The organism is Nonomuraea sp. NPDC049378, from assembly GCF_055586745.1.
Window position 1 is genome coordinate 115,802 of record NZ_JBVJHP010000023.1, and the last position, 20,284, is coordinate 136,085.

The following is a 20,284-nucleotide window of genomic DNA, read 5'->3' on the forward strand; positions in this document are numbered from 1 at the left end:
GGAGTCAGCGGATCTGTTCAGGGGCGGAGGTCCGGAACAACGCGACCGCCCGAGTGCCGATCTTGAAGGACGTCCGGGGCCGTGTCCCGTGGTCCACGGGAACCTTGCGGCCTCGTACGGTCACCGCGATCACGCTGCCAGGCGGGAGCACCGCCGTCAGGGCGGCGACCATGCCGGTGACTCCCGCCGTCGCCCCGGAGCCGTGCCAGCGGGTCTGTTCGCCGTAGGGGACGTCGGTGATCACGATGTCGGGCACAGGGTGCCCGAGTGCCCGCCGGAGCTGGTCGGGGTCGAACACGTCGGCCTGGCGCACGGCGTGCGGCACATCTCCTCCGGCGGCGTCGAGCTCGGCGGCGAGCCGGTGGGCGGCATGCGCCGCCGCGCCGTAGGCCGGCTTGCCGAAGCGGACGGAGCGTGCCTCGAGGTCGGCGGCGCGGGCGGCCAGGCCGGCCCGGCTCAGCAGGGCGAGATTGCGACCGGCGAGGCTCAGCGCTTCGGGGTCGAGGTCGGAGGCCAGCACGGAGGCGATCCGGCTCCGGTGCGACAACGCCAGAACGGTCAGGAGGTAGCCGCTGCCGCAGCATGGATCCCAGACCACGGCGGGCCGGTCGCCGCCACGCAGGGCCAGCGCGCGCTGGAGGATCTCGCTGGCCAGCCGGATGGGGAAAGCGGGAAACCCCGCGGCGGAGTGCAGCACCGAGCCGCTGGACAGGTCGCGGTAGTCGGTCCGTACGGTCGCGTGGCGGTAGCTCATCGGGGGCGGCTCGCCCCGCGCTGGCGGGCGGCCTCGTACAACGCCACGGTCGCCGCGCTGGCGGCGTTCAGCGAACTGGCCGAGCCGGACATCGGGATGCGCGCCATCGTGTCGCACGCCTGCCGCCATCCCGCGCTCAGCCCGGTGGTCTCGTTACCGAAGACCAGCAGGGTGGGGCCGGTCAGGTCCAGGTCGGCGAGGTCGGGAGTGCCGTTCTCGTCGGTGCCCACCACCGTCAGTGGCAGCCCCTGGTCGCGTAGCTCCGCGACCCACGCCAGCACCTCCCGGTGCGAATGGCAGCGCACCACCGGCAGCGCGAGCAGCGACCCGGTGGATGCACGCACGGATCGGGGGTCGTAGGGGTCGGCGGCGTGGCCGGTGATGATCAGCCCTTTTCCGCCGAACGCGTCCAGCGAGCGTGCCATCGTCCCGATGTTGCCGGGGTTGTTCGGCCGGTCGAACACCGCGCCCAGGAAGGACGGCCCCGCCTGGACGCGGGACAGCTCGTCGTCCGGCAGCTCGGCCACCGCCACCAGCTCGGGCGTGTCCTCGTCCTTGCCGCCCAGCTCCCGCAGCAGCTCGGCGGACATGGCCACCCGCCCGCCGCCGGCCACCTTCAACACCTGCTTCGCCCAGGTGGACAGCGGCCGCTCGGCGTCATAGATGAGCGCACGCACCGGCCAGCCGAACTCGACCGCCAGGCTGATCGGGCGCACCCCCTGGATCAGGAACTCTCCGGCCCGCTGCCGCTTGGCCCGGTTGCCCAGCAGCGCCTGCCACTGCTGGAACCGTGCGTTGGCACGCGTGATGTGCAGCTCCCCCGACACCGATCGTCCCCGGTTCATCACGCTCTCCAGAATAGGACCCCAGGCGACGGCCAACCGTCGACGGCGTGGGCCATGCGCTACGACGTGCGCGGGGCGCCGCCGCTCCTAAAACAAACCGAAATCGCTCTTGTCTACGCTGCGCCCCATGTTCACGAAATCCCTATGGGCGGGAGCGGCCGTGGTGCTGGCCGTGCCGCTTCTGTCCCTGCCCGCCGCCGCGGCGCCGGAGCTCCGCGTCATCTCATGGAACATCTGCGGCGAGGCGGGCGGCGAACGCGGCGACGCCGGCTACTGCCCGTACCGCAATGAACCGGACAAGAAGGTGCAGCAGATCGCCGGTCTCGTGTCCGAGCACAAGGCGAACGTGGTGCTGCTCCAGGAGGTCTGCGGTGTCGCCGCCGACAGCCACATGGAGCTGTTGAAGGCGGCCCTCGGCCCCGGCTGGTCCTTCGCCCGAGCCGACGGCGCTCGCCCCGACGGCCGCGTCGACTGCCGTGGCTCCCTGTCGGGCAACCTCGGCCTCGGCATCGCGGTCAGGTCGCGGATCACCGATACCAAGGTCACGCAGACGCTGCCCCCCGACACCACGGGAAAGAGCAAGCAGACCCTGCCGACGCTGTGCGTGCGTACGGCGAACTGGACCGGCACCCGGATCTGCACCACCCACGTGCTCGCCGACCCCGCGGACCCACGCCGTCCGCAGCAGGTCAGGAACATCAAGACCGCGGTGTCCGCAGGCGGCCTCGACGTGGTGCTCGGCGGCGACTTCAACCTGTTCCCCGGCTCGGCGGAGCTGCGGCCGCTGTCCAGCGCGTACGAGGAGTGCGACGCAGGCGGCGCGAAGCGCAACGAGGTCACCCACCACGCCTGGACCAACGGCAAGCACGTCTACCGCAAGCGCGACCACGTCTTCGCCACCAAGGCCGGCACGAGCAGGCGCTTCACCTCCTGCGACGCCGACCAGTCGCTCATGGACCGCACCGCGAACGAGCCGGACAGCGGCCCGCCGAACGGATACTCCGACCACGCGCCCCTGATCGGCTACCTGCCGGGAGCGTGAGTGCGGCGCCGGCCGTGGCCGCCCCGTTGGGTACGGCTAAGGTGTGCGGATGGGAGAAAGTCGCCCAAAACCGGCACGGTCCAGGATGTCCTGGATCTATCCGGCGATGCTCGTGCTGGTGCTCGCCGACCTGTTCCTGATCGGCGTCCTGCCCGGCGGCCTGAGCATCCACAGCGTGATCGGGCTGGCGGTGGCCTCGGCGGTCGGCCTGCACCTGGTCGACCAGCGTGGCTGGATCAAGCGTACGGCCCGCCGGCTGCTGTCACGGCGAGGGCTGCGGGGGACGATGCGGCGCGTCGGGATACGGGACGGCCTGCTGCTGGCCGCAGGCATCGCGCTGACCGTCACCGGCCTCGTGCAGTGGAGCGGCGTACCGGCCGCCAGGCCGTGGCACAGCACGGCGACCGTGGCCTTTCTGGTCACCGCGGGCGTGCACCTCTGGGGTAACCGGCACAGGCTGGCCCATCGCGTGAGAGAGGCCGGCCGCCTGCTCCGGCCGGGCCGCTGAACTCCCCCGAACGCTCAGCCCAGGCCCGCCTCCCCGGACGCGCTTCGCGGAGCCGGGGGCGCCGCCCGGACGAGATCCGCCCAGGGCGACGGCGGATCGGACGCGAAGAAGCGCAGAAGGCCCAGGAGCCGGCTGGCCGGCGGCGCGGTCCAGTGGCGCTCTCCTGGCTTCGGTACGGGATCCGCCAGGCGGCCGAGGGCCCAGACGAGGTGGACCCACAACACCCGCCCCTCCCAGGAGCGCACCGAGGTGCCCTCGCCGGCCTCCTGGGAGTATCCGTCGAGCATGGCGGGCACGGCGCCCAGCGGTGTCTTGGCGAACTCGATCGCCGGGTCGGCCCACTGCGCGTCGCCCCAGTCCACGATGCCGGTCAGTACGGCCCCTCGTTCCGCGGCGAGCAGGTTCTGCGGGGCGATGTCGCCGTGCACCAGCACCATGGGCGGTTCGGCGGGAACGTACGGGCTGAGCGCGTCGAACCACCCGGTGAGCCAGCGGGCGGTGTCGGCGTCGATCCAGCCGTCGGCGCGGAGCCGGTCCACGAGCACCCGCGGATCCCCGGGGCTCCCGTCCCGGGGGACGGCGGACAGGCCGGCGTCTGCGGGCAGCCGGTGCAGCCTGGCGAGTTCCCGTCCCACCTGCCGGTAGACCTGCTCCGCCCGGTCCGCGGGCAGGTCGAGCCGCTCGAGGTCGGCTCCCCGCACCCGCTCAAGGACCATGTAGGGCACGTCCACCTCGGTGCAGGTGTCGTCGAAGGTCACCACGTCGGGAGTCCGTACGCCGAGGCGCCGGGCGGCGGGGATGACCGCCGCCTCCTTCGCGAGATCGGCCAGGAACCGCTCGGTGCGCGGGATCCGCAACACCAGGTCGTCGCCGAGCAGGTAGGCCCGGTTGGCCACGCCGGAGTGCGTCGGGCGCACGGTCTCGGCAGGGCTCCCGTGCCGGGCGGCGATGGCGGCCAGGGTCGCGCGGGTCGGCTCGAAGTCGTCCGTGAGCGTGCATGCTGACAGACCGCCGCTCCGAGGTCTCATCCTTTTCCCGCGCTCCGCGACCGCGTGGCTCAGGCGGGGGCGAGCGCCTTGGAGCGGTCGGTCGCCATGAGTACGGCGAAGCCGCCGAGCAGGCTGCCCATGATGTAGCGCTGCACGCGCAGCCAGGCCGGGCGGCCGGCCAGGAACGCGGCCAGCGCCCCCGCCGAGACCGCGATCAGGCCGTTGACCGTGGTGGCGACCACGATCTGCGCGGAGCCCAGCGCGAGGCTCTGCAGCAGCACGTGGCCCATCGACGGGTCGATGAACTGCGGGAGCAGCGACAGGTACAGGATGGCGATCTTGGGGTTGAGCAGGCACGTCAGCAGGCCCATGCCGAACAGCCTGGCCGGCCGCTCCGCCGGGAGGTCGCGCGGCCGGAAGGCCGACGTGCCGCCGGGCTTGACGGCGTTCCAGGCCAGCCAGAGCAGGTAGGCGGCGCCGGCCAGCTTGAGCGCGGTGTACGCGGCCGGCACGTACGCGAAGAAGGCCGTCAACCCGAGGCACGTCGCCGCCAGATAGACGGTGAAGCCGAGGACGACTCCGGCGAGGGAGATCAGGCCGGCCCTGCGGCCTTGGGCGATCGAGCGTGAGATCAAATAGACCATGTTGGGGCCGGGTGTGAGAACCATGCCCAGGGAGACCAGCGCAATCCCGATTATTCCTACCGTCATGTCGGTAGATTATCCGGTATATCCATAAAAAACACCTTCGCTGGCCACCCTGCGTATTCGCCGAACTACTGGGGATGACCCTTGCGGAGGTGACATGCAATTCGATGACGACGCGCCGCTCGACCCGTCGCAGGTCGAGGACGCACGCGCCACGCGCCCCCGACCACGCGGTGGCGGCATGCCCGGCGGCTGCATGGTGCCCCTCGGCCGGCGCGGCGGCTGCCTGACGCTGGCCCTGGCGGTGGCCGGGCTGCTCCTGTTCGGGATCGTCCCCTCGCCGTTCGAGGGCGACGAGAGCGGCCGGCAGGATGGCGAGCAGCGTGACGGGCAGGCGCCGAGCGGCCCTCCGGCCCTCTCACCGAGCCGCAGCGGCAACCTGGCCGAACGCTGCCGGACCGGCGCCGACGCCGACCAGTCCGAGGACTGCCGCATCGTCGGCACGGTCAACAGCATCCAGTCGTACTGGCGGGACGAGTTCGGGCGGCAGGGCCAGATGGTGTACCGGCCGGCCAGGACCGTGCTGTTCTCCCGGACGGTCAGCACCGGTTGCGGCACGGCGAACTCCGCCGTCGGGCCCTTCTACTGCCCGCCCGACCGCAAGGTCTACCTGGATCTGACGTTCTTCGACGCCCTCCAGCGGGACTACGGCGCCGAAGGCGGACCTTTCGCGCAGGCGTACGTCGTCGCCCACGAGTACGGCCACCACGTACAGAACCTGCTCGGCACCATGGAACGGCTGGGCGGCGCCGGCCTGCCCGGCGCCGGCAGCGCGTCCGTACGCCTGGAACTCCAGGCCGACTGCTACGCGGGCGTCTGGGCGCGCAACGCGGTCAGGACCGGCTTCTACCAGGAGCCCTTCTCCAAGGCCGACATCCACCAGGCACTCAGCGCGGCCGCGGCGGTCGGCGACGACAGCATCCAGCGGCGCTCCCAGGGCCGGGTGAACCCCGACGCCTTCACGCACGGCACCTCACGGCAGCGCGCGAAATGGTTCAGCAGAGGATATGAGAGCGGCCGGCCCCGGCAGTGCGACACCTTCTCGGGGGACATCTGAGCCGAAAAGCCGATCAAGAAGCGCGGGAAACCCCTTTTCCCACAGGGCCGGGAAAACTCGTATGCGCGTGCTCAGCTGGGCCGACGCACCGTGGATAACGCGAGGATTCGGATTCTCTCCTAAAATCAGGGGGGTGATCTTCAAGCTTGTCGGCGACGGACGCCCTTATCCCGAACACGGTTTGACGCCCCGAGAGTGGGCGCAGATCCCGCCACGGCAGGTCCGGCTCGACTCGTTGATCACCACGAAGGCCATGCTGGACCTGCATTCGCTGCTCGCCGCCGACTCCACGTTCTATGGTGATCTCTTCCCGCACGTGGTGCAGTGGCAAGGCGAGCTCTATCTGGAGGACGGCCTGCACCGCGCGTTGCGCGCCGCGCTCCACCAACGATCGATCCTGCACGCCAGGGTCCTGGAGCTGCCCGAATGAGCGCTGCCCGCGCCCCGGTGCGCGGGCACGCGAAAGGGCCCCCGAGATCTCGGAGGCCCTTGGGCGGATGGCGGTGGTGGTGGGATTTGAACCCACGGATGAGTTGCCCCATCACACGCTTTCGAGGCGTGCGCCCTCGGCCACTAGGCGACACCACCGCGAACGAGCTTACCGGATCCTGCGAGTAGCGAAGAACCGCTTTAGTACGGCGGAGCACTCGGCGGCCAGGACCCCCATGACGACCTCGGGCCGGTGGTTGAGCCGGCGATCGCGTACGACGTCCCAGAGCGAGCCCACGGCGCCGCCCTTCTCGTCGACGGCGCCGTACACGATCCTGTCGACCCGCGCCAGCACCGCGGCGCCCGCGCACATCGTGCAGGGCTCGAGGGTCACCACGAGCGTGCAGCCGGTCAGCCGCCACTGGCCGCGGCGGGCGGCGGCCCGGCGGAGCGCGAGCACCTCGGCGTGGGCGGTCGGGTCGGCGGACGACTCGCGGTCGTTGCCCGCCGCGGCCAGGACCTCGCCGAACTGGTCGAGCACGACGGCTCCCACGGGGATCTCTCCCCTGTCGCCGGCCGTGGCGGCCTCCGCCAGGGCCAGGCGCATGGCCTCCTCGTGGGTCACCGCAACCGGTCGAGCTCGTCGGCGAACGACAGCCGCTCGGCGATCACCGACAGGATGTCGGCGGGCAGCATGCCCTCTTCCACGCTCAGCTCCAGCAGCTCTTCCGAGCTCAGCCCGAGGTCGCTGAGCAGCTCGAAGTCGCCGGCAGGGCGCACCCCGAGGCCGTTGCCCTCCTTTTCCGGGACCACTCCGGCGAACTCGGCGAAGAGCTCGCCCAGGCTGTGGGAGACGACCGCGTGCACGTCGGACAGGAAGACGCGCGGCTCGTCGTCGCCGCGGTAGCGGACGAGGGCGAACCACTCGTCCTCCACCTCGACGCAGAGCAGAGCGAGCTCGTCGCCCGCGAGCCCCAGCGTCTCCATGACGGCGTCACCGAAGTCGTCGACGATCTCGGCGTCATCCAGATCGACCTCGGCGCCGCTCCAACCATCAGAAGTCCTGACAAAAGCCGCAGAGAAGGTGTTGGCCGCCATGTCCGCGCTCCAGGGGGTCAGCCGAAGACCGATTCGATGGCCCGCTCGAACGGCTCGGAGAAGCCGAGCCGGGCAGCGATGCTGGACAACACGTCTTCGGGCAGCAGGTCAATGTCGCCGGAGAGGATGCCCAGCTCCATCTCGTCCAACCCGAGATCGGCGAAGATCGACAGATCTCCGGCGGGAAGCACGGTCTCCTCGTCCTGGAGGATCTCGTCGAGCTCCTCCTCGTCGGGGACGGGCACGTCGAGGTAGTCGAGCACCTGCTCCGCCAGCGGGAAGTCCCACGAGGCGGCGATGTCGGACAGGAACACCTCGACCCGCTCGCCCAGGACCCGCAGCGCCACGAAGAACTCGTCGCCCACGGCGACCAGGCCGATCGTGCTGCTCTCACTGGGCTGCTGCCTGAGGGCGTGGATCAGCCCCTTCAAGTCGGACGTGAGCGTGCTGGGCAACAGCCCGGCATCCCAGCGATCGTCCTCGCGATAAACCACGATGGCGAAGTCGAGAGCGTCTTCGTCTGTCATCGCCATCTCCACCCGACCTCTGACACGACAGATATCACCAACACCTCATGGTTCCAGAGTCGGCCACCGGCCGTGTGCCTCTCCGACCAAATTGTGATCAAAACCGATGAGGTGAGCGGCCCTACGCAGCACCATCTGCGTCCCCAGCCGTCACGAGATAGCGTGGTCCTCTATGGAAACCCTCGTCGTCGACCATCCGCTCGTGGCACACAAGCTGACCGCGCTGCGTGATGTCCGCACCGACTCGCCGACGTTCCGCAGGCTCGCCGACGAGCTGGTGACGCTGCTCGCGTACGAGGCCACCCGTGACGTGCGCGTCACCGACGTCACGGTCGACACGCCTGTCTCCCCCGCCCACGGCGTCCGGCTGGCCAAGCCGCACCCGCTGGTCGTGCCCATCCTGCGCGCGGGGCTCGGCATGCTCGACGGCATGACCCGGCTGCTGCCGACGGCCGAGGTCGGGTTCCTCGGCATGATCCGCAACGAGTCGACGCTGCAGGCGGAGACCTATGCCACGCGGTTGCCCGACGACCTGTCCGGGCGCCAGTGCTTCGTGGTCGACCCCATGCTCGCCACCGGCGGCACGCTGGCGGCGGCCGTGCAGTTCCTCTTCGACAGGGGAGCCGTCGACGTCACGGCCATCTGCCTGCTGGCCGCGCCCGAGGGCCTGGCCCACATGGACAAGGTGTTCGCCAGCTCCGGCAAGCCGATCCGCGTGGTGACCGCCGCGCTCGACGAACGGCTCAACGACAACGGCTACATCGTGCCGGGGCTCGGCGACGCCGGCGACCGGCTCTACGGCGTGGTCTGAGCGGTGTGAGCAGAAGCACTGTCGCGAAAAGTCCTTTTTCCGTCACGCGGAGTCGTCACTTCGTTACATACTGTGGTTGAGTGGGTACGAAGAGACAGGAAGGCAACTTCCGCATTGCGCGTGGGGGAGCACGATGAGCGACATGCCCGGTGCCGAGGTGTTCTCGTGAACGATCACACCAAGGCCGATCCGATGCCGTACGCGGAGGTAGAGGCGCTGCTGCGCGACGAGTTCGCCGGCATCCATTCCTCGACCACCGTAACGCGCTGTGTCGAAGCAGCGCACTACGGCGCGCTGGAGGTCACTGGCTACGCCCATCCCAGCCTCGTGGAGCGCATCGCGCGTAAGCACCTACACGTGCTGGCTCTGGTGGCCAGCGAACGTGGTTAGCAAGATCCGAACATACCCGCCAAGTTACCTTTACCCGGGCACCCGGGTGGGTAATGTAGACGGTGGGTGGAGTGGGTAAGTGGCACGGAGGCGACAGTGCAGGTCAAAAAAGTCCTCACATACGGTGGTATCGCATTTGTCGCGTACTACCTGTTCGCGCGACCAGCTGACGCCGCGGATGCGGTGAGGGGAGCGTTCGACACGGTGTTCAACGCGGCCGACTCGCTGGCCCAATTCGTGAACAGCCTCGCATGAGACTTGTGACCCACGGGGACTCCGCTCCGTCGTCGGTCAACCGCTACCTCCTCCCCCACGAACAACAGGTCCTCATGGTGCGGCGGCACCCTGCCATCCTGCTCCGTCCGGTCGCCGAGGTCTTCGGCGGCCTCGTCGTCGCCGGGTTGCTCAGCAGCTTCTTCGGCGGCGCCGAGGCGGGTGGCACGGCGCTCGTCGTCGTCTGGTGGCTGTGGCTCCTGCTACTGATCCGTTTCGTATGGAAAGTGGCGGAGTGGTCGGTCGATTACTTTGTGGTGACGTCCACACGAATGTTGCTGACCACCGGGCTCATCACCCGCAAGGTCGCGATGATGCCCTTGGGCAAGGTCACCGACATGAGCTTCCAAAGATCTCTGCTTGGGCGCATGCTCGGTTACGGTGAGTTCATCCTGGAGTCGGCAGGTCAGGACCAGGCACTGTCAACGGTCGAGTACATCCCGTATCCGGAGACCCTGTACCTCGAGGTCTGCCAGATGCTTTTCCCCGGCAAGGACGACGGCGACGATTAATCTCCCTGCGGGGAATTCTTCACGCGGGGATACCCGATTCGGCTACTTCATGCAATCATTGCGTGTTGTTGACCCTTCCCCGCCTTGAGAGATGAGATGCCGAGTCAGGGAACCATCGGTGACCGCGTCCGAGGACTGCGGCTGAACAGGCGGATGTCCCAGGCCCAACTGGCCGGACCCGACCTGTCTGACAGTTATGTCTCGCTCATAGAGTCGGGCAAGCGCACGCCGACTCCTGTCGTGGCCCGGCTGCTCGCCGAGCGACTCGGCTGCACGACCGAGTTCCTGCTGCACGGGATCGAGCCCCGCCAGCGGATCGACACCGAGCTGGGGCTGCGCCATGCCGAGCTGGAGTTGCAGCACGGCGACCCGTCCACAGCCGCCGACCGTTTCACGGAGATCGTGAAGGCGGCCGACGAGGAAAACGCCATGCTGACCGCGCACGCCCGCTTCGGCAGGGCGCGCGCTCTGGAGGCGCAGGGCCGGCTCGGCCAGGCCGTGGAGGCCTTCGAGCGCCTGCGCAGGGAGGCGTCGGCTCACCCCGAGCGGCTGGCCGACCTGCCGCTCGCCATCTCGCTGAGCCGCTGCTACCAGCGGGCGGGCGACCGGCTGCGCGCCCACGATCTCGCGGTCTCCGCGCTGCGGCAGGCCGAGCGGCTGTCCATCACCCAGGGTGAGGTCGCCATCGACCTGGCCACCGCGCTGGTGGAGTCGCGCAGCGAGCGCGAAGACGACTCTCCCGAGCTCGACTACGTCAAGAGCGTGCTCGACGCGACCGGTGTCCCACAGGTTGTGGACCGTTCCGGAGAGATCAGGGCGCTGTGGGAGGCGAGCTCGGCCGCCGCCGCGGGCGAGGACTCCGCGCTGGCCGTCAGCCTGGCCGACGACGCGATCATGGCCGGGCGCGAGACGCGGCTGGCGCTGCAGCTCGCGCGGGCCGCCATGCACTGGTCGCGGCTGCCCACGGCGGACATCGACGAGGCCGAGCGGCTCGTCACGGCCGCCTCCGAGGCGTTCGCCGCCTTCTCCGGCACCGTCCGCGAGCACGGCGAGAGCCTTGTGGTGCACGCGCGGGTCCGGCTGCGGGCCGGCGACCCGGCGCGCGCCGGCGAGCTCGCCACGGTGGCCCTCGGGCTGTCGCACGACCGGTTGGGCACGACTGCCGCCGAGGCGCACCTCGTGCTGGCCACCGTCGCGCTCGACCTGGGCGGCGACGCCGCGGCCCACGTGCGCGACGCGCAGGGCCTGCTCGCCGGGCTCGACCGGCCGGTGTTCGGCTCCGATCGGCAGGCCGCACGCTGCTGGCGCGAGCTGGGCGACCTCTACGGCAGGATGGGATCCGTGACCCAGCAGACCGCGGCCTACCACAAGGCGCTCGAGTCGGCCGGAGTCCGCTCCGCCATGGCGGGGGTGACGGTCGACGCCACAGTTTCTCGCTGAACCTCCGGGAGCTCCAGATTTGGCTTTTCGAGTCTGGAATAATTAGGGTCTACCAGTCATTCACTCATAGGATGATTGGTTTCCCGGAGGAGGCGGACTGTGAGTCTGCGTACGGCGCAGCGAGCTTCGCTCGTCGACCAGGTGATCGATCAGCTCAAGGAGCAGATCACCTCAGGGACGTGGCCGATGAACGGCAAGATCCCTACCGAGACGGTGCTTGCTGAGCAGCTCGGTGTTGGTCGCAACACCGTTCGGGAGGCCGTACGCGCGCTCACGCACGCCGGGCTGCTCGAATGCCGCCAGGGCGACGGCACCTACGTCCGGGCCACCAGCGAGCTGTCCGGCGCGATGTTGCGGCGGTTGCGCCAGGCCGAGCAGCTCGAGATCTTCGAGGTGCGCCGCGCGCTCGAGGTCGAATCGGCGCGCCTTGCCGCCACCCGGCGCACTGACGAGGACATCGAGCGCATCGAGGCGGCGCTGGCCGAGCGCGACCGGGCCTGGGAGCTGGACGACCCCGATCTCTTCGTGGAGGCCGACCTGGCCTTCCACATGGCGGTCGCGCACGCCACGCACAACCTGGTGCTGATCGACCTCTACGAGGACTTCTCCGCGGCGCTGCGGGCCAGCATCACGGCCGCGGGCACGTCGCTGAACAAGAGCTACATCCCCCACGACGCGATCGCCAGGGCCATCGCCGCCGGCGACGCCTCCGCCGCCGAGCGGGCCGGGCACGCCTGCATGGAGCACATCCTCATCGCCCTCACCGAAGCCGAAGCCTGAACGTCAGGCAGGAGTCATGACTGGCGCAGCGACATGACGAGGTAGCGGAAGGCGGGCTCGGCGTCGCCGGGCACGTCCTGGATGAGGGCGGGCCTGGTGGGCGACTCCATGTTGATGCGCGCCAGCTCGCTCTCGATGCCGGTCAGCCCGTCGAGCAGGAACTGCGACTGGAAGGCGATCTGGATGTCGTCGCCGCGCAGCTCGCACTCGACCACCTCGGTGCCGCGCCCGATGTCGCCGCCACCGGCCTGGATGAGCACCTGGCCCTGGCTGAACGACAGCCGGATCGCGGTGTTGCGCTCGGCCACCAGCGCCACCCGCTTGATCGCGTTGACGAACGGCGCCACGGCCACGTCGGCCCTGATCGACCAGTCGTCGGTCAGCCTCGCGCGATAGTCGATGAACTGCTCGTCGAGCAGGCGCACGGTCGTGCTGCGGCCGACGCTCTCGAACCCGGCGACCCCGTCGCCCATCGAGACCGACACCTCGCCGCCGCGCAGCGACCTGGCCACCTCGACCAGCACCCGCGCCGGCACCATCGCGGAGACGGCGACGTCGGAGGCGACCGGGCGCCAGGTGAAGTCGCGGGCGGCGATGCGATAGCGGTCGGTCGCCGCCATCGCCACCGACTCGCCCTCGATGTCGACCCTGATGCCGGTGAGCATGGGCAGCGTGTCGTCGCGGCTGGCCGCCGGCGCGACCTGCCCGACGGCGGAGGCGAACACGCCGCCGCCGATCGCTCCGACGCTCGGCGGCATGGCCGGCATGGTCGGGAAATCCTCGACCGGCATCGTGATCAGCCCGAACTCGGCGCTGCCGCAGGTCAACACCGCCTCGGCGCCCTCGGTGACGATCTCGACGTCGTCGGCGGGCAGGCTCCGGCTGATCTCGGCCAGCAACCGGCCGGGGATCAGCACGCTGCCCGTCTCGGCCACGTCGGCGTCGACCGCGGCCCGCGCGGAGACGTCGTAGTCGAACGCGGACAGGGTGAGCTCGTCACCCGCCTCCAGCAGCAACCCGGACAGGACAGGCACCACAGGGCGGCTGGGCAGGACACGGGCGGCCCACGCCACCGCATCTGCCAAAACATCGCGGTTAACCCGGATCTTCACCTGTTACCACCTCTTCGTCGCCGTGCCCCTACGAAAATAGCCGCTACGACCGACAACTCGTGGCGGGCCGCCGTGGTCACTACGGCTAACGGCTGTTGAGGTAAGCGAGCACGGCCAGCACCCGCCGGTTGTCGTCGTCGGACGGCGCCAGGCCGAGCTTGCCGAAGATGGAGGCCGTGTGCTTGGCCACGGCGCTCTCGCTGAGGTAGAGGCGCTGGGAGATGGCCGCGTTGGACCGGCCCTCGGCCATGGCCTCCAGCACCTCGCGCTCGCGGGGCGTCAGCGCGGCCAGCGGCTCGTCCCTGGCGTTGCTGGCCAGCAGCTTGGCGATCACCTCGGGGTCCATGGCCGTGCCGCCCTCGGCGACCCGGCGTACGGCGTCGACGAACTGCTCGGCGTTGAAGACGCGGTCCTTCAGCAGGTAGCCGATCCCGCCCGAGCCGTCGGCCAGCAGCTCGCGGGCGTAGAGCTGCTCGACGTGCTGGGACAGCACGAGGACCGGCAGGCCCGGCACCTTCTCCCTGGCCGCCAGCGCCGCCTTCAGCCCTTCGTCGGTGAACGTGGGCGGCAGGCGCACGTCGACGATCGAGACGTCAGGGCGCAGCTCCACCAGGCCCTTGAGCAGCTCGGGCCCGCTCTCCACGGCCGCGACGACCATGAAGCCGTGGGCCTGGAGCAGGTGGACCAGCCCGTCTCTGAGCAGGTAGAGGTCTTCGGCGACGAGCACGCGGTTCTTCATCAGCAGAACACCTTGGCCGCTTGCTCGCCGGCGAGCAAGCGCTCGCGGTTGTGGGCGGCCGGGATCCGGATGGCCAGGACGTGCATGACGAGACCCACCGTGATCATGCCAATGATCGTAGGCCACTGCCAGAACTCCGGCATGTACAGCGCGAGGAACCAGGTCTTCTGCTCGACGCCCAAGGCCTTGAAGACGCCCGCCACGACCCCCTGCGGCATCGTCGGGCACCAGGCCGTCGCCCACAACATGACGACCGCCACCGTCTTCCAGCGCGGCATCTTGTGCAGGTCGCCCGCCCAGTGCTCGGGCAGCACCCGGGGCATCTCCATCGTCACGGTGGTGGGCCCGCCCGGCGGGCTGGACAGGGCGAGCACGCCGTCGAAGGCGGCCAGCCGCCGTTCGATGCCGGAAAGACCGGTGCCCTTCGACGGGTCGGCGCCGCCCATGCCGTCGTCGGTGACCGAGATGCGCAGGTGAGGGCCGTTGGCGCTGACGTCGACCAGCACCTTGCGGGCGTTGCCGTGCCGCGCCGCGTTGGAGAGCAGCTCGCTGACCGCGAAGTAGACCGCCGCCTCCACCGGCGCGTCGGGCCGGTGGGGCAGGTCGACGTCCACGGTGACGTCCATCGGGCTGTCCATGGCGAGCGCGCGGATGGCGTCGGCCAGCCCGCGCTCGGCCAGCACCGGCGGGTGGATGCCCCGGATGACCTGGCGCAGCTCCGTCAGCGTCTCGGAGGAGGCGTCCCTGGCCTTGGCCAGCAGCGCCTTGGCCGCCGTGGGGTCCTTGTCGACGAGTTGCTCAACGGCGCCCAGTGTCATGCCGATGGCCACCAGCCTGGCCTGCGTGCCGTCGTGCAGGTCGCGCTCGATCCTGCGCATCTCGGCCGCCTGGGAGTCGTTGGCCAGGTTGCGGGTGCGCTTGAGATGGCTCACCTGGCCCGCCAGGCGGCTGGCGGTGGTCGCGCCGAGCAGCAGCTCGCTCCACTGCGCGTAGAGGCGCAGCCCGCGCGCGGGAAGCACGATGAACAGCGGCACCAGCAGCGGCTTCACCACCACGTCGAGCACCAGCCAGAGCAGGTCCCGCCACGAGCCCGGGTCGGACAGCAGCCACTTCCACCGGTTGTTCCACTCCGGGATCCGTGGCGTCTTGTAGAGGGTGCGGTCGGAGCGGTACATGCCGTCGGCCTGCGGCACCGGGGGCGGCGGTGCCGGCAGGTACGGGGGCTCGATCTCGATGTCCGTCCACCTGCGCATCAGCCGCCGGTTCAGCTCCGCCAGGCGCCGGACCATCATCACCTGCCACGGGAACAGGAAGACCATGCCCAGGCCGAACGTCAGCAACATCATGAGCCCGGCCAGCGGGATCGCGGGCACCTCGAGGACAAGAAGCGCGAGGAGCACCAGAATCCGGCCGAAGCTTCGAAGCATGCCTCCAGTCTGGGGCAACGCCGCGCCAGGGTCACTGCATCTAAGTACACCCTTGGCGGGCATCCACCCGGATTCCCCGGAAGAGCACGGCTTCCTAGCGTCGATGGCATGAAAATCATCGAGGTCAGGAACCTGCGCAAGCAGTATCCGAACCACGTGGCGGTCGAGGACGTGTCCTTCGAGGTGGCGGAGGGCGAGATCTTCGGCATTCTCGGCCCGAACGGCGCGGGAAAGACCACGACGGTGGAGTGCGTCGCGGGCCTGCGGGCGCCGGACGGCGGCACCGTACAGGTGGCGGGGCTCGACCCCCAGCGTGACCGGATCGAGCTGCGGCGGGTGCTGGGCATGCAGCTGCAGAGCGCCGAGCTGCCGGAGAAGATCAAGGTGCGGGAGGCCATGGACCTGTACGCCTCCTACTACCCCGACCCCGCGGACTGGTCCGAGCTGATCGAGCAGGTCGGGCTCGGCGGCAAGCGCGACACCCTGTTCAAGGAGCTCTCCGGCGGGCAGCGTCAGCGGTTGTCGGTCGCGCTCGCGCTGGTGGGCAGGCCGCGCGTGGCGGTGCTCGACGAGCTGACGACAGGGCTCGACCCGCAGGCCCGCAGGGACACCTGGGAGCTCGTCGAGCAGGTACGCGATTCCGGGGTGACGATCGTGCTCGTCACCCACTTCATGGAGGAGGCCGAACGCCTCTGCGACCGGCTCGCGCTCATCGACGCCGGCAGGGTCGCCGCCACCGACACGCCGTCGGGGCTCATCGCGCAGGTGGGCGATGAGCAGCGGGTGAAGTTCCGGCCGTCCGCGCCCGTCGACGACGCCGTGCTGCTCGCCCTGCCCGAAGTGCGCGGGGTCACCAGGAGCGGCGACCAGATCGTGGTGACCGGCTCCGGCAACCTCGCCCCCACCGTCACCCTGGCGCTCGCCCAGCAGCAGATCGTGCCCGGAGACCTGCGTATCGAGCAGGCCACACTCGACGACGCGTTCCTCGCGCTCACCGGAAGGAAGCTCACGTGAAGAAGATGCTGATCGTGGAGACCAGGCTCTACCTGCGTGACTGGCCGTCGTTGTTGTTCACCGTCGGGCTGCCGGTCGGCCTCCTGCTCGTACTCGGCCTCAGCATCCCGTTCATGACCGAGGCGAACGCGTCGGGCGAGCGGCCGATGGACACGCAGATGCCCAGCATGATGACGCTGCTCGCACTGCTCACGCTCGCCTGCAACATCCTGCCCGCGGTGCTCACCACCTACCGCGAGCGGGGCGTGCTCAGGCGGATGTCCACCACGCCCGTGCATCCGGTGCGGCTGCTCGGCGTGCAACTGCTGATCAACCTGGTCGTCGGCGTGGTGTCCGCGGCCATCCTCATCTCGGCCGCGGCCGTGGTGTTCGGCTCGCCGCTGCCGGGGCAGCCGGTGGTCTTCGTCCTCGTGCTCCTGCTCGGCAGCGCCGCGCTGCTGGCCATCGGGCTGGTGATCGCCGCCCTCGCGCCGAACGGCAAGACCGCTCCGGGCATCGGCGCCGTGGTGATGTTCCCGCTGATGTTCCTGGGCGGGATGTGGGTGCCGCGCGACATCATGCCGGACGCGCTGCGCGCCGTCAGCGACTTCTCCGTGGCGGGGCCGTTCGCCCAGGCGCTCAAGGACGCCTGGGCCGGACAGTCTCCCGAGCTCGGGCACCTCGCGGTGGTGGCCGCCGGACTGGTGATCTTCGGTGGGCTGGCCGTACGGCTCTTCCGGTGGGAGTGAGGCTAGCGCGCGGCCCAGACAGGCGGCGCGCCGGTCACGTTGCTCATCAGCGAGTAGAGCGAGGTCGAGGCCGTGATGAACATGCGGTTGCGCTTGGGCCCGCCGAACACCAGGTTGGCGGTGAACTCGGGCAGCCTGAGGCGGCCGATCAGCGTGCCGTCGGGGTCGTAGCAGAGCACCGCCTTGCCCGCCGCGGTCCAGACGCGGCCGGTGTTGTCGAGGCGGATCCCGTCGAAGTTGTCGCTCTCGGTGCCCTCGGCGAACACCTCGCCGCCCGCGAGGGAGCCGTCGTCGCGCACGTCGAACACGCGTACGTGCCTGGCCCGCGTGTCGGCGACGTAGAGCCGGCTCTCGTCCAGCGAGAAGGCCAGGCCGTTGGGCCGGACGAAGTCGTCGGCCACGATGCGGACCTCGCCCGTCGCCGGATCCGCGCGATAGACGTGGCAGCCGTCGATCTCCTGCTCGGCCGCGTGGCCCTCGTAGTCGCTGAGGATGCCGTACGGCGGGTCGGTGAACCAGACGGAGCCGTCGGAGCGCACGACCGCGTCGTTGGGGCTGTTGAACCGCCTGCCCTGCCAGCGGTCGGCGATCACCGTGATCGAGCCGTCGTGCTCGGTGCGGGTGACCCGGCGGTTGCCGTGCTCGCAGGTGATCAACCGGCCCTCGCGGTCGAGGGTGTTGCCGTTGGAGTAGCCGGACGGTTGCCGGAAGACCCCGACCGCGCCGGTCGTCTCGTCCCAGCGGAGCATGCGTTCGTTGGGGATGTCGCTCCAGACGAGGAACCGGCCGGCCGGGAAGTAGACCGGGCCCTCCGCCCAGCGGGTGCCGGTGTGGAGGCGTTCGACCCTGTCGTCTCCTCCGATGGCGGCGAACCGCTCGTCGAGCACCTCGAACTCAGTGGGGATCGTGTCCGTCATGTCATCCACCATACGTAGTTCGGATCTTCCGACGAACTACGATATATCATCTTGCCGTGGACGATATCGACAGAATGCTGATCGGCCTGCTCCAGGACGACGCGACGCGGTCGTACGCGATGCTCGGCAAGGCGGTGGGGCTGTCCAGCGGCGCCGCGCACGAACGCGTGCGCAAGCTGCGCGAGCGCGGCGTCATCAGGCGCACGACGATCGAGGTCGACCAGGAGGCGCTCGGGCGCACGGTGACCGCGTACGTGCTGGTCGACGGCAACACGTGGATGGGCGACAGCGGGGACAGGCTGGCCGCGATCCCGGAGATCGAGGAGGCGCACGTCATCGCCGGGCCCGCGTCGGTGCTGCTCAAGGTGCGTACGAGCGGGCCCAAGGAACTGCAGGACCTGCTGCGCCAGGTCTTCCAGGTGGACGGGGTGACGGGCACGCAGACGGTCGTCGTCCTGCAGACCCTCTTCGAACGGACCCTCAAGTAAACTCCAGGTATGACGAAGGTCGCCTGGAACACACGAGAGCTCACCGTAGGCCAGCTCGCCGAGCGCAGTGGCGTCGCCGTCTCCGCCCTGCACTTCTACGAGTCCAAGGGCCTCATCACGAGCCGCCGTACGTCCGGAAACCAGCGCCGCTACACCCGCGACAGCCTGCGCAGGGTCGCCTTCATCAGGCTGGCGCAGCGCATCGGCATCCCCCTGAAGACCATCAAGGACGCCCTCAGCCGGCTGCCCGACGAGCGCACCCCCACCCGCGACGACTGGGCCAGGCTGTCGGCCGCCTGGCGCGGCGAGCTCGACGACCGCATCGAGCAGCTGCAGCGGCTGCGCGACGACCTCACCGAGTGCATCGGGTGCGGCTGCCTGTCGCTGGACCGGTGCCCGGTGGCCAACCCGTACGATCGGCTGGGCGACGAAGGGCCGGGCGCGCGGCGCATCGACACCCGGCTGTGCCCGCCTCAGACGGGTTGCTGTGACACAGGTGCCGCTACGACGGCTCCTTCCGCGGGGGGACGATGAGCGTTGGCCGGCCCGCGTGGTGCAGCACATGGTTGGAGACGCTGCCGAGCAGCACCGATCTGACCCCCGCCAGGCCGCGCGAGCCGATGACGACGAGGGAGGCGTCGATCTCGTCCGCCACGTCCACGATCTTCTTCCAGATCGACTCGTTGTCGGCCACCGCCCGATAGGTGACGTCGGCCATCCCTCCCGCGATCGCCAGCTCGGCCCCCGCCTTGGCGTGCTGCTCGGCCTGCGCGTGGGCCGCGTCCTCGGCACCCGCGTCGAACGCCGCCGCGGCCAGCGGATGTCTCTTGATCTGAACGAGCAGCGGCTCCCACACCGTGACCACGACGGTGGGCTGGGCGGTCAGGTGCTTGGCCGCGAACTCGATGGCGGCGCGCGAGTCGGCCGAGCCGTCGTAGGCGACAAGGATGGTCATGGCGTTCTTCCCTTCGCTTCGCTCTTTCAGCAGAGCACCGAAGCTCCACCGGTGAAGCACCGAAGCGATCGGGCGCCATTCCGGGGCCCGCTGTCTGCTTGGTCACACCGTCACGGGCGGACGGGATCGGCGTCCCCGCCATCGCGTGCCGCGATGTCGGCGGGGTAGCGAAGGCCGTCGAAGAGGAGCGCGGTGATCCGGGTGGCGTTCTCACGCCAGCCCTCCGTGGCGCGCAGGTTGCAGACGCCGCCCATGGCGCGCAGGAGAGTCTTGCCGTTGGTGTCGGTACGGATCGCGCCTGCCGCAGATCCGGCGGCGAGCAGGCGGTCGAGACTGGCGGCCATCTGTGAGCGCGCGTCGTCGAAGACCGGGGAGTCCGTCGCCATGATGCTCGCCAGCGCGGCGCCCATTCCCTTGCCGATCGCGGCGTGCTCCACCAGCAGGAGCAGGAATCGCCGCAGGGCCTCGCCAGGGGCGTGCTGCTCCAGGAGTCTCGGCGGCGCCGCGCAGAGTTCGGCGACCTCCTGCCGGTAGACCTCCTCGACGAGGGCTTCGCGCGTCTCGAAGTGGCGGTAGAGCGTGCCGACGGCGACGCCCGCCCGACGGGCGATGTCCTCGACGTGAGCACCGTCCTCGCCGGCGATGAAGGCGGCACGTGCCGCGGCGAGCAGAGCGGCCCGGTTCCGCTGGGCGTCGGCACGCAGTGACCGTGACGATGACAACAGTCCCTCCATAAGGTGAG

Annotated in this window: 26 protein-coding genes and 1 tRNA gene; 13 read left to right on the top strand and 14 right to left on the bottom strand. The window is 69.9% G+C overall.

Annotated elements, in window-relative coordinates; translation table 11 throughout:
* Positions 1-4: 4 nt before the first annotated feature.
* Together ACZ6SA_RS39610 and ACZ6SA_RS39615 are read right to left on the bottom strand one after the other, a co-directional pair.
* Positions 5-754, bottom strand: coding sequence for an rRNA methyltransferase (locus ACZ6SA_RS39610; protein WP_465834058.1), 750 nt, complete (start codon positions 752-754; stop codon positions 5-7).
* Positions 751-1,599, bottom strand: a complete 849-nt coding sequence (locus ACZ6SA_RS39615) for a TrmH family RNA methyltransferase (RefSeq protein WP_347647555.1) — start codon at positions 1,597-1,599, stop codon at positions 751-753. Before ACZ6SA_RS39615 ends, ACZ6SA_RS39610 begins: the two co-directional genes overlap by 4 nt.
* A 127-nt stretch (positions 1,600-1,726) precedes the next feature.
* Between ACZ6SA_RS39615 and ACZ6SA_RS39620 the strand changes: the two genes are divergently transcribed.
* Both ACZ6SA_RS39620 and ACZ6SA_RS39625 read left to right on the top strand, forming a co-directional pair.
* Positions 1,727-2,641 carry an endonuclease/exonuclease/phosphatase family protein gene (locus tag ACZ6SA_RS39620; RefSeq protein WP_465834060.1) on the top strand — a complete coding sequence of 305 codons (915 nt, stop codon included), beginning with the start codon at positions 1,727-1,729 and terminating at the stop codon, positions 2,639-2,641.
* An 85-nt stretch (positions 2,642-2,726) separates the two neighbouring features.
* Positions 2,727-3,149 carry a hypothetical protein gene (locus ACZ6SA_RS39625; RefSeq protein WP_347647553.1) on the top strand — a complete coding sequence of 141 codons (423 nt, stop codon included), beginning with the start codon at positions 2,727-2,729 and terminating at the stop codon, positions 3,147-3,149.
* Between the two features lie 14 nt (positions 3,150-3,163).
* Here ACZ6SA_RS39625 and ACZ6SA_RS39630 read toward each other — a convergent pair whose 3' ends face one another.
* Positions 3,164-4,177, bottom strand: a complete 1,014-nt coding sequence (locus ACZ6SA_RS39630) for a phosphotransferase family protein (RefSeq protein WP_465834062.1) — start codon at positions 4,175-4,177, stop codon at positions 3,164-3,166.
* Between the two features lie 29 nt (positions 4,178-4,206).
* On the bottom strand, positions 4,207-4,848 hold the full coding sequence (locus ACZ6SA_RS39635; RefSeq protein ID WP_465834064.1) for a LysE family translocator: 642 nt from the start codon (positions 4,846-4,848) through the stop codon (positions 4,207-4,209).
* 94 nt (positions 4,849-4,942) lie between these two features.
* Here ACZ6SA_RS39635 and ypfJ point away from each other — a divergent pair, with 94 nt between their 5' ends.
* Complete coding sequence (gene ypfJ, locus ACZ6SA_RS39640) at positions 4,943-5,902, top strand: KPN_02809 family neutral zinc metallopeptidase (RefSeq protein WP_347647550.1); 960 nt, start codon at positions 4,943-4,945, stop codon at positions 5,900-5,902.
* A gap of 133 nt (positions 5,903-6,035) precedes the next feature.
* Positions 6,036-6,332 carry a type II toxin-antitoxin system VapB family antitoxin gene (locus tag ACZ6SA_RS39645; protein ID WP_347647549.1) on the top strand — a complete coding sequence of 99 codons (297 nt, stop codon included), beginning with the start codon at positions 6,036-6,038 and terminating at the stop codon, positions 6,330-6,332.
* Between the two features lie 68 nt (positions 6,333-6,400).
* On the opposite strand, the gene ACZ6SA_RS39650 is transcribed toward ACZ6SA_RS39645, so the two are convergent.
* The 4 genes from ACZ6SA_RS39650 to ACZ6SA_RS39665 all read right to left on the bottom strand — a co-directional run bounded on the left by ACZ6SA_RS39650 (position 6,401) and on the right by ACZ6SA_RS39665 (position 7,962).
* A tRNA-Ser gene (locus tag ACZ6SA_RS39650) sits at positions 6,401-6,490 on the bottom strand.
* A 10-nt stretch (positions 6,491-6,500) separates the two neighbouring features.
* Entirely contained in the window at positions 6,501-6,956 is a 456-nt protein-coding gene (gene tadA, locus ACZ6SA_RS39655) for a tRNA adenosine(34) deaminase TadA (RefSeq protein ID WP_347622981.1), read from the bottom strand.
* On the bottom strand, positions 6,953-7,429 hold the full coding sequence (locus ACZ6SA_RS39660; RefSeq protein WP_347647548.1) for a tRNA adenosine deaminase-associated protein: 477 nt from the start codon (positions 7,427-7,429) through the stop codon (positions 6,953-6,955). The genes tadA and ACZ6SA_RS39660 overlap by 4 nt, the downstream gene beginning before the upstream one ends.
* A gap of 17 nt (positions 7,430-7,446) precedes the next feature.
* A complete protein-coding gene (locus ACZ6SA_RS39665) occupies positions 7,447-7,962 on the bottom strand; it encodes a tRNA adenosine deaminase-associated protein (protein WP_443155965.1) in 516 nt (171 codons plus the stop codon).
* Between the two features lie 166 nt (positions 7,963-8,128).
* On the opposite strand from ACZ6SA_RS39665, the gene upp reads away from it, so the two are divergent.
* The 5 genes from upp (at position 8,129) to ACZ6SA_RS39690 (ending at position 12,162) form a co-directional block, all read left to right on the top strand.
* Complete coding sequence (gene upp, locus ACZ6SA_RS39670) at positions 8,129-8,767, top strand: uracil phosphoribosyltransferase (RefSeq protein WP_347622978.1); 639 nt, start codon at positions 8,129-8,131, stop codon at positions 8,765-8,767.
* A gap of 165 nt (positions 8,768-8,932) precedes the next feature.
* Positions 8,933-9,157 carry a hypothetical protein gene (locus ACZ6SA_RS39675; protein WP_443155964.1) on the top strand — a complete coding sequence of 75 codons (225 nt, stop codon included), beginning with the start codon at positions 8,933-8,935 and terminating at the stop codon, positions 9,155-9,157.
* A 251-nt stretch (positions 9,158-9,408) separates the two neighbouring features.
* Positions 9,409-9,942: a PH domain-containing protein gene (locus tag ACZ6SA_RS39680; RefSeq protein ID WP_347647547.1), complete on the top strand. Its 534-nt coding sequence runs from the start codon at positions 9,409-9,411 to the stop codon at positions 9,940-9,942.
* A gap of 96 nt (positions 9,943-10,038) precedes the next feature.
* Entirely contained in the window at positions 10,039-11,382 is a 1,344-nt protein-coding gene (locus ACZ6SA_RS39685) for a helix-turn-helix domain-containing protein (protein WP_465834069.1), read from the top strand.
* Between the two features lie 99 nt (positions 11,383-11,481).
* Entirely contained in the window at positions 11,482-12,162 is a 681-nt protein-coding gene (locus ACZ6SA_RS39690) for a FadR/GntR family transcriptional regulator (protein WP_347647545.1), read from the top strand.
* A gap of 14 nt (positions 12,163-12,176) precedes the next feature.
* Here the strand turns inward: ACZ6SA_RS39690 and dnaN are convergent, their stop codons facing one another.
* The 3 genes from dnaN to ACZ6SA_RS39705 form a co-directional block, all read right to left on the bottom strand.
* Entirely contained in the window at positions 12,177-13,274 is a 1,098-nt protein-coding gene (gene dnaN, locus ACZ6SA_RS39695) for a DNA polymerase III subunit beta (protein WP_347647544.1), read from the bottom strand.
* A gap of 85 nt (positions 13,275-13,359) precedes the next feature.
* Positions 13,360-14,013: a response regulator transcription factor gene (locus ACZ6SA_RS39700; protein ID WP_347647543.1), complete on the bottom strand. Its 654-nt coding sequence runs from the start codon at positions 14,011-14,013 to the stop codon at positions 13,360-13,362.
* The gene (locus ACZ6SA_RS39705; protein WP_347647542.1) at positions 14,013-15,440 is read right to left on the bottom strand and encodes a sensor histidine kinase; all 1,428 of its coding nucleotides are present in this window, start codon (positions 15,438-15,440) and stop codon (positions 14,013-14,015) included. Before ACZ6SA_RS39705 ends, ACZ6SA_RS39700 begins: the two co-directional genes overlap by 1 nt.
* 108 nt (positions 15,441-15,548) lie before the next feature.
* Between ACZ6SA_RS39705 and ACZ6SA_RS39710 the strand changes: the two genes are divergently transcribed.
* Both ACZ6SA_RS39710 and ACZ6SA_RS39715 read left to right on the top strand, forming a co-directional pair.
* Positions 15,549-16,454 carry an ABC transporter ATP-binding protein gene (locus ACZ6SA_RS39710; RefSeq protein ID WP_465834072.1) on the top strand — a complete coding sequence of 302 codons (906 nt, stop codon included), beginning with the start codon at positions 15,549-15,551 and terminating at the stop codon, positions 16,452-16,454.
* Positions 16,455-16,459: 5 nt separating this feature from the next.
* The gene (locus ACZ6SA_RS39715) at positions 16,460-17,182 is read left to right on the top strand and encodes an ABC transporter permease (protein WP_347647712.1); all 723 of its coding nucleotides are present in this window, start codon (positions 16,460-16,462) and stop codon (positions 17,180-17,182) included.
* Positions 17,183-17,184: 2 nt separating this feature from the next.
* Here ACZ6SA_RS39715 and ACZ6SA_RS39720 read toward each other — a convergent pair whose 3' ends face one another.
* Positions 17,185-18,099 carry an SMP-30/gluconolactonase/LRE family protein gene (locus tag ACZ6SA_RS39720; RefSeq protein WP_347647540.1) on the bottom strand — a complete coding sequence of 305 codons (915 nt, stop codon included), beginning with the start codon at positions 18,097-18,099 and terminating at the stop codon, positions 17,185-17,187.
* A 56-nt stretch (positions 18,100-18,155) separates the two neighbouring features.
* On the opposite strand from ACZ6SA_RS39720, the gene ACZ6SA_RS39725 reads away from it, so the two are divergent.
* Together ACZ6SA_RS39725 and soxR are read left to right on the top strand one after the other, a co-directional pair.
* On the top strand, positions 18,156-18,587 hold the full coding sequence (locus tag ACZ6SA_RS39725) for an Lrp/AsnC family transcriptional regulator (RefSeq protein WP_347647539.1): 432 nt from the start codon (positions 18,156-18,158) through the stop codon (positions 18,585-18,587).
* 9 nt (positions 18,588-18,596) lie between these two features.
* Entirely contained in the window at positions 18,597-19,121 is a 525-nt protein-coding gene (gene soxR / locus ACZ6SA_RS39730; protein ID WP_347647538.1) for a redox-sensitive transcriptional activator SoxR, read from the top strand.
* On the opposite strand, the gene ACZ6SA_RS39735 is transcribed toward soxR, so the two are convergent.
* Together ACZ6SA_RS39735 and ACZ6SA_RS39740 are read right to left on the bottom strand one after the other, a co-directional pair.
* Positions 19,090-19,542, bottom strand: coding sequence for a universal stress protein (locus tag ACZ6SA_RS39735; protein ID WP_347647537.1), 453 nt, complete (start codon positions 19,540-19,542; stop codon positions 19,090-19,092). The two genes, soxR and ACZ6SA_RS39735, sit on opposite strands and share 32 nt — an antisense overlap.
* 110 nt (positions 19,543-19,652) lie before the next feature.
* On the bottom strand, positions 19,653-20,264 hold the full coding sequence (locus ACZ6SA_RS39740) for a TetR/AcrR family transcriptional regulator (RefSeq protein ID WP_347647536.1): 612 nt from the start codon (positions 20,262-20,264) through the stop codon (positions 19,653-19,655).
* Between the last annotated feature and the right edge of the window lie 20 nt (positions 20,265-20,284).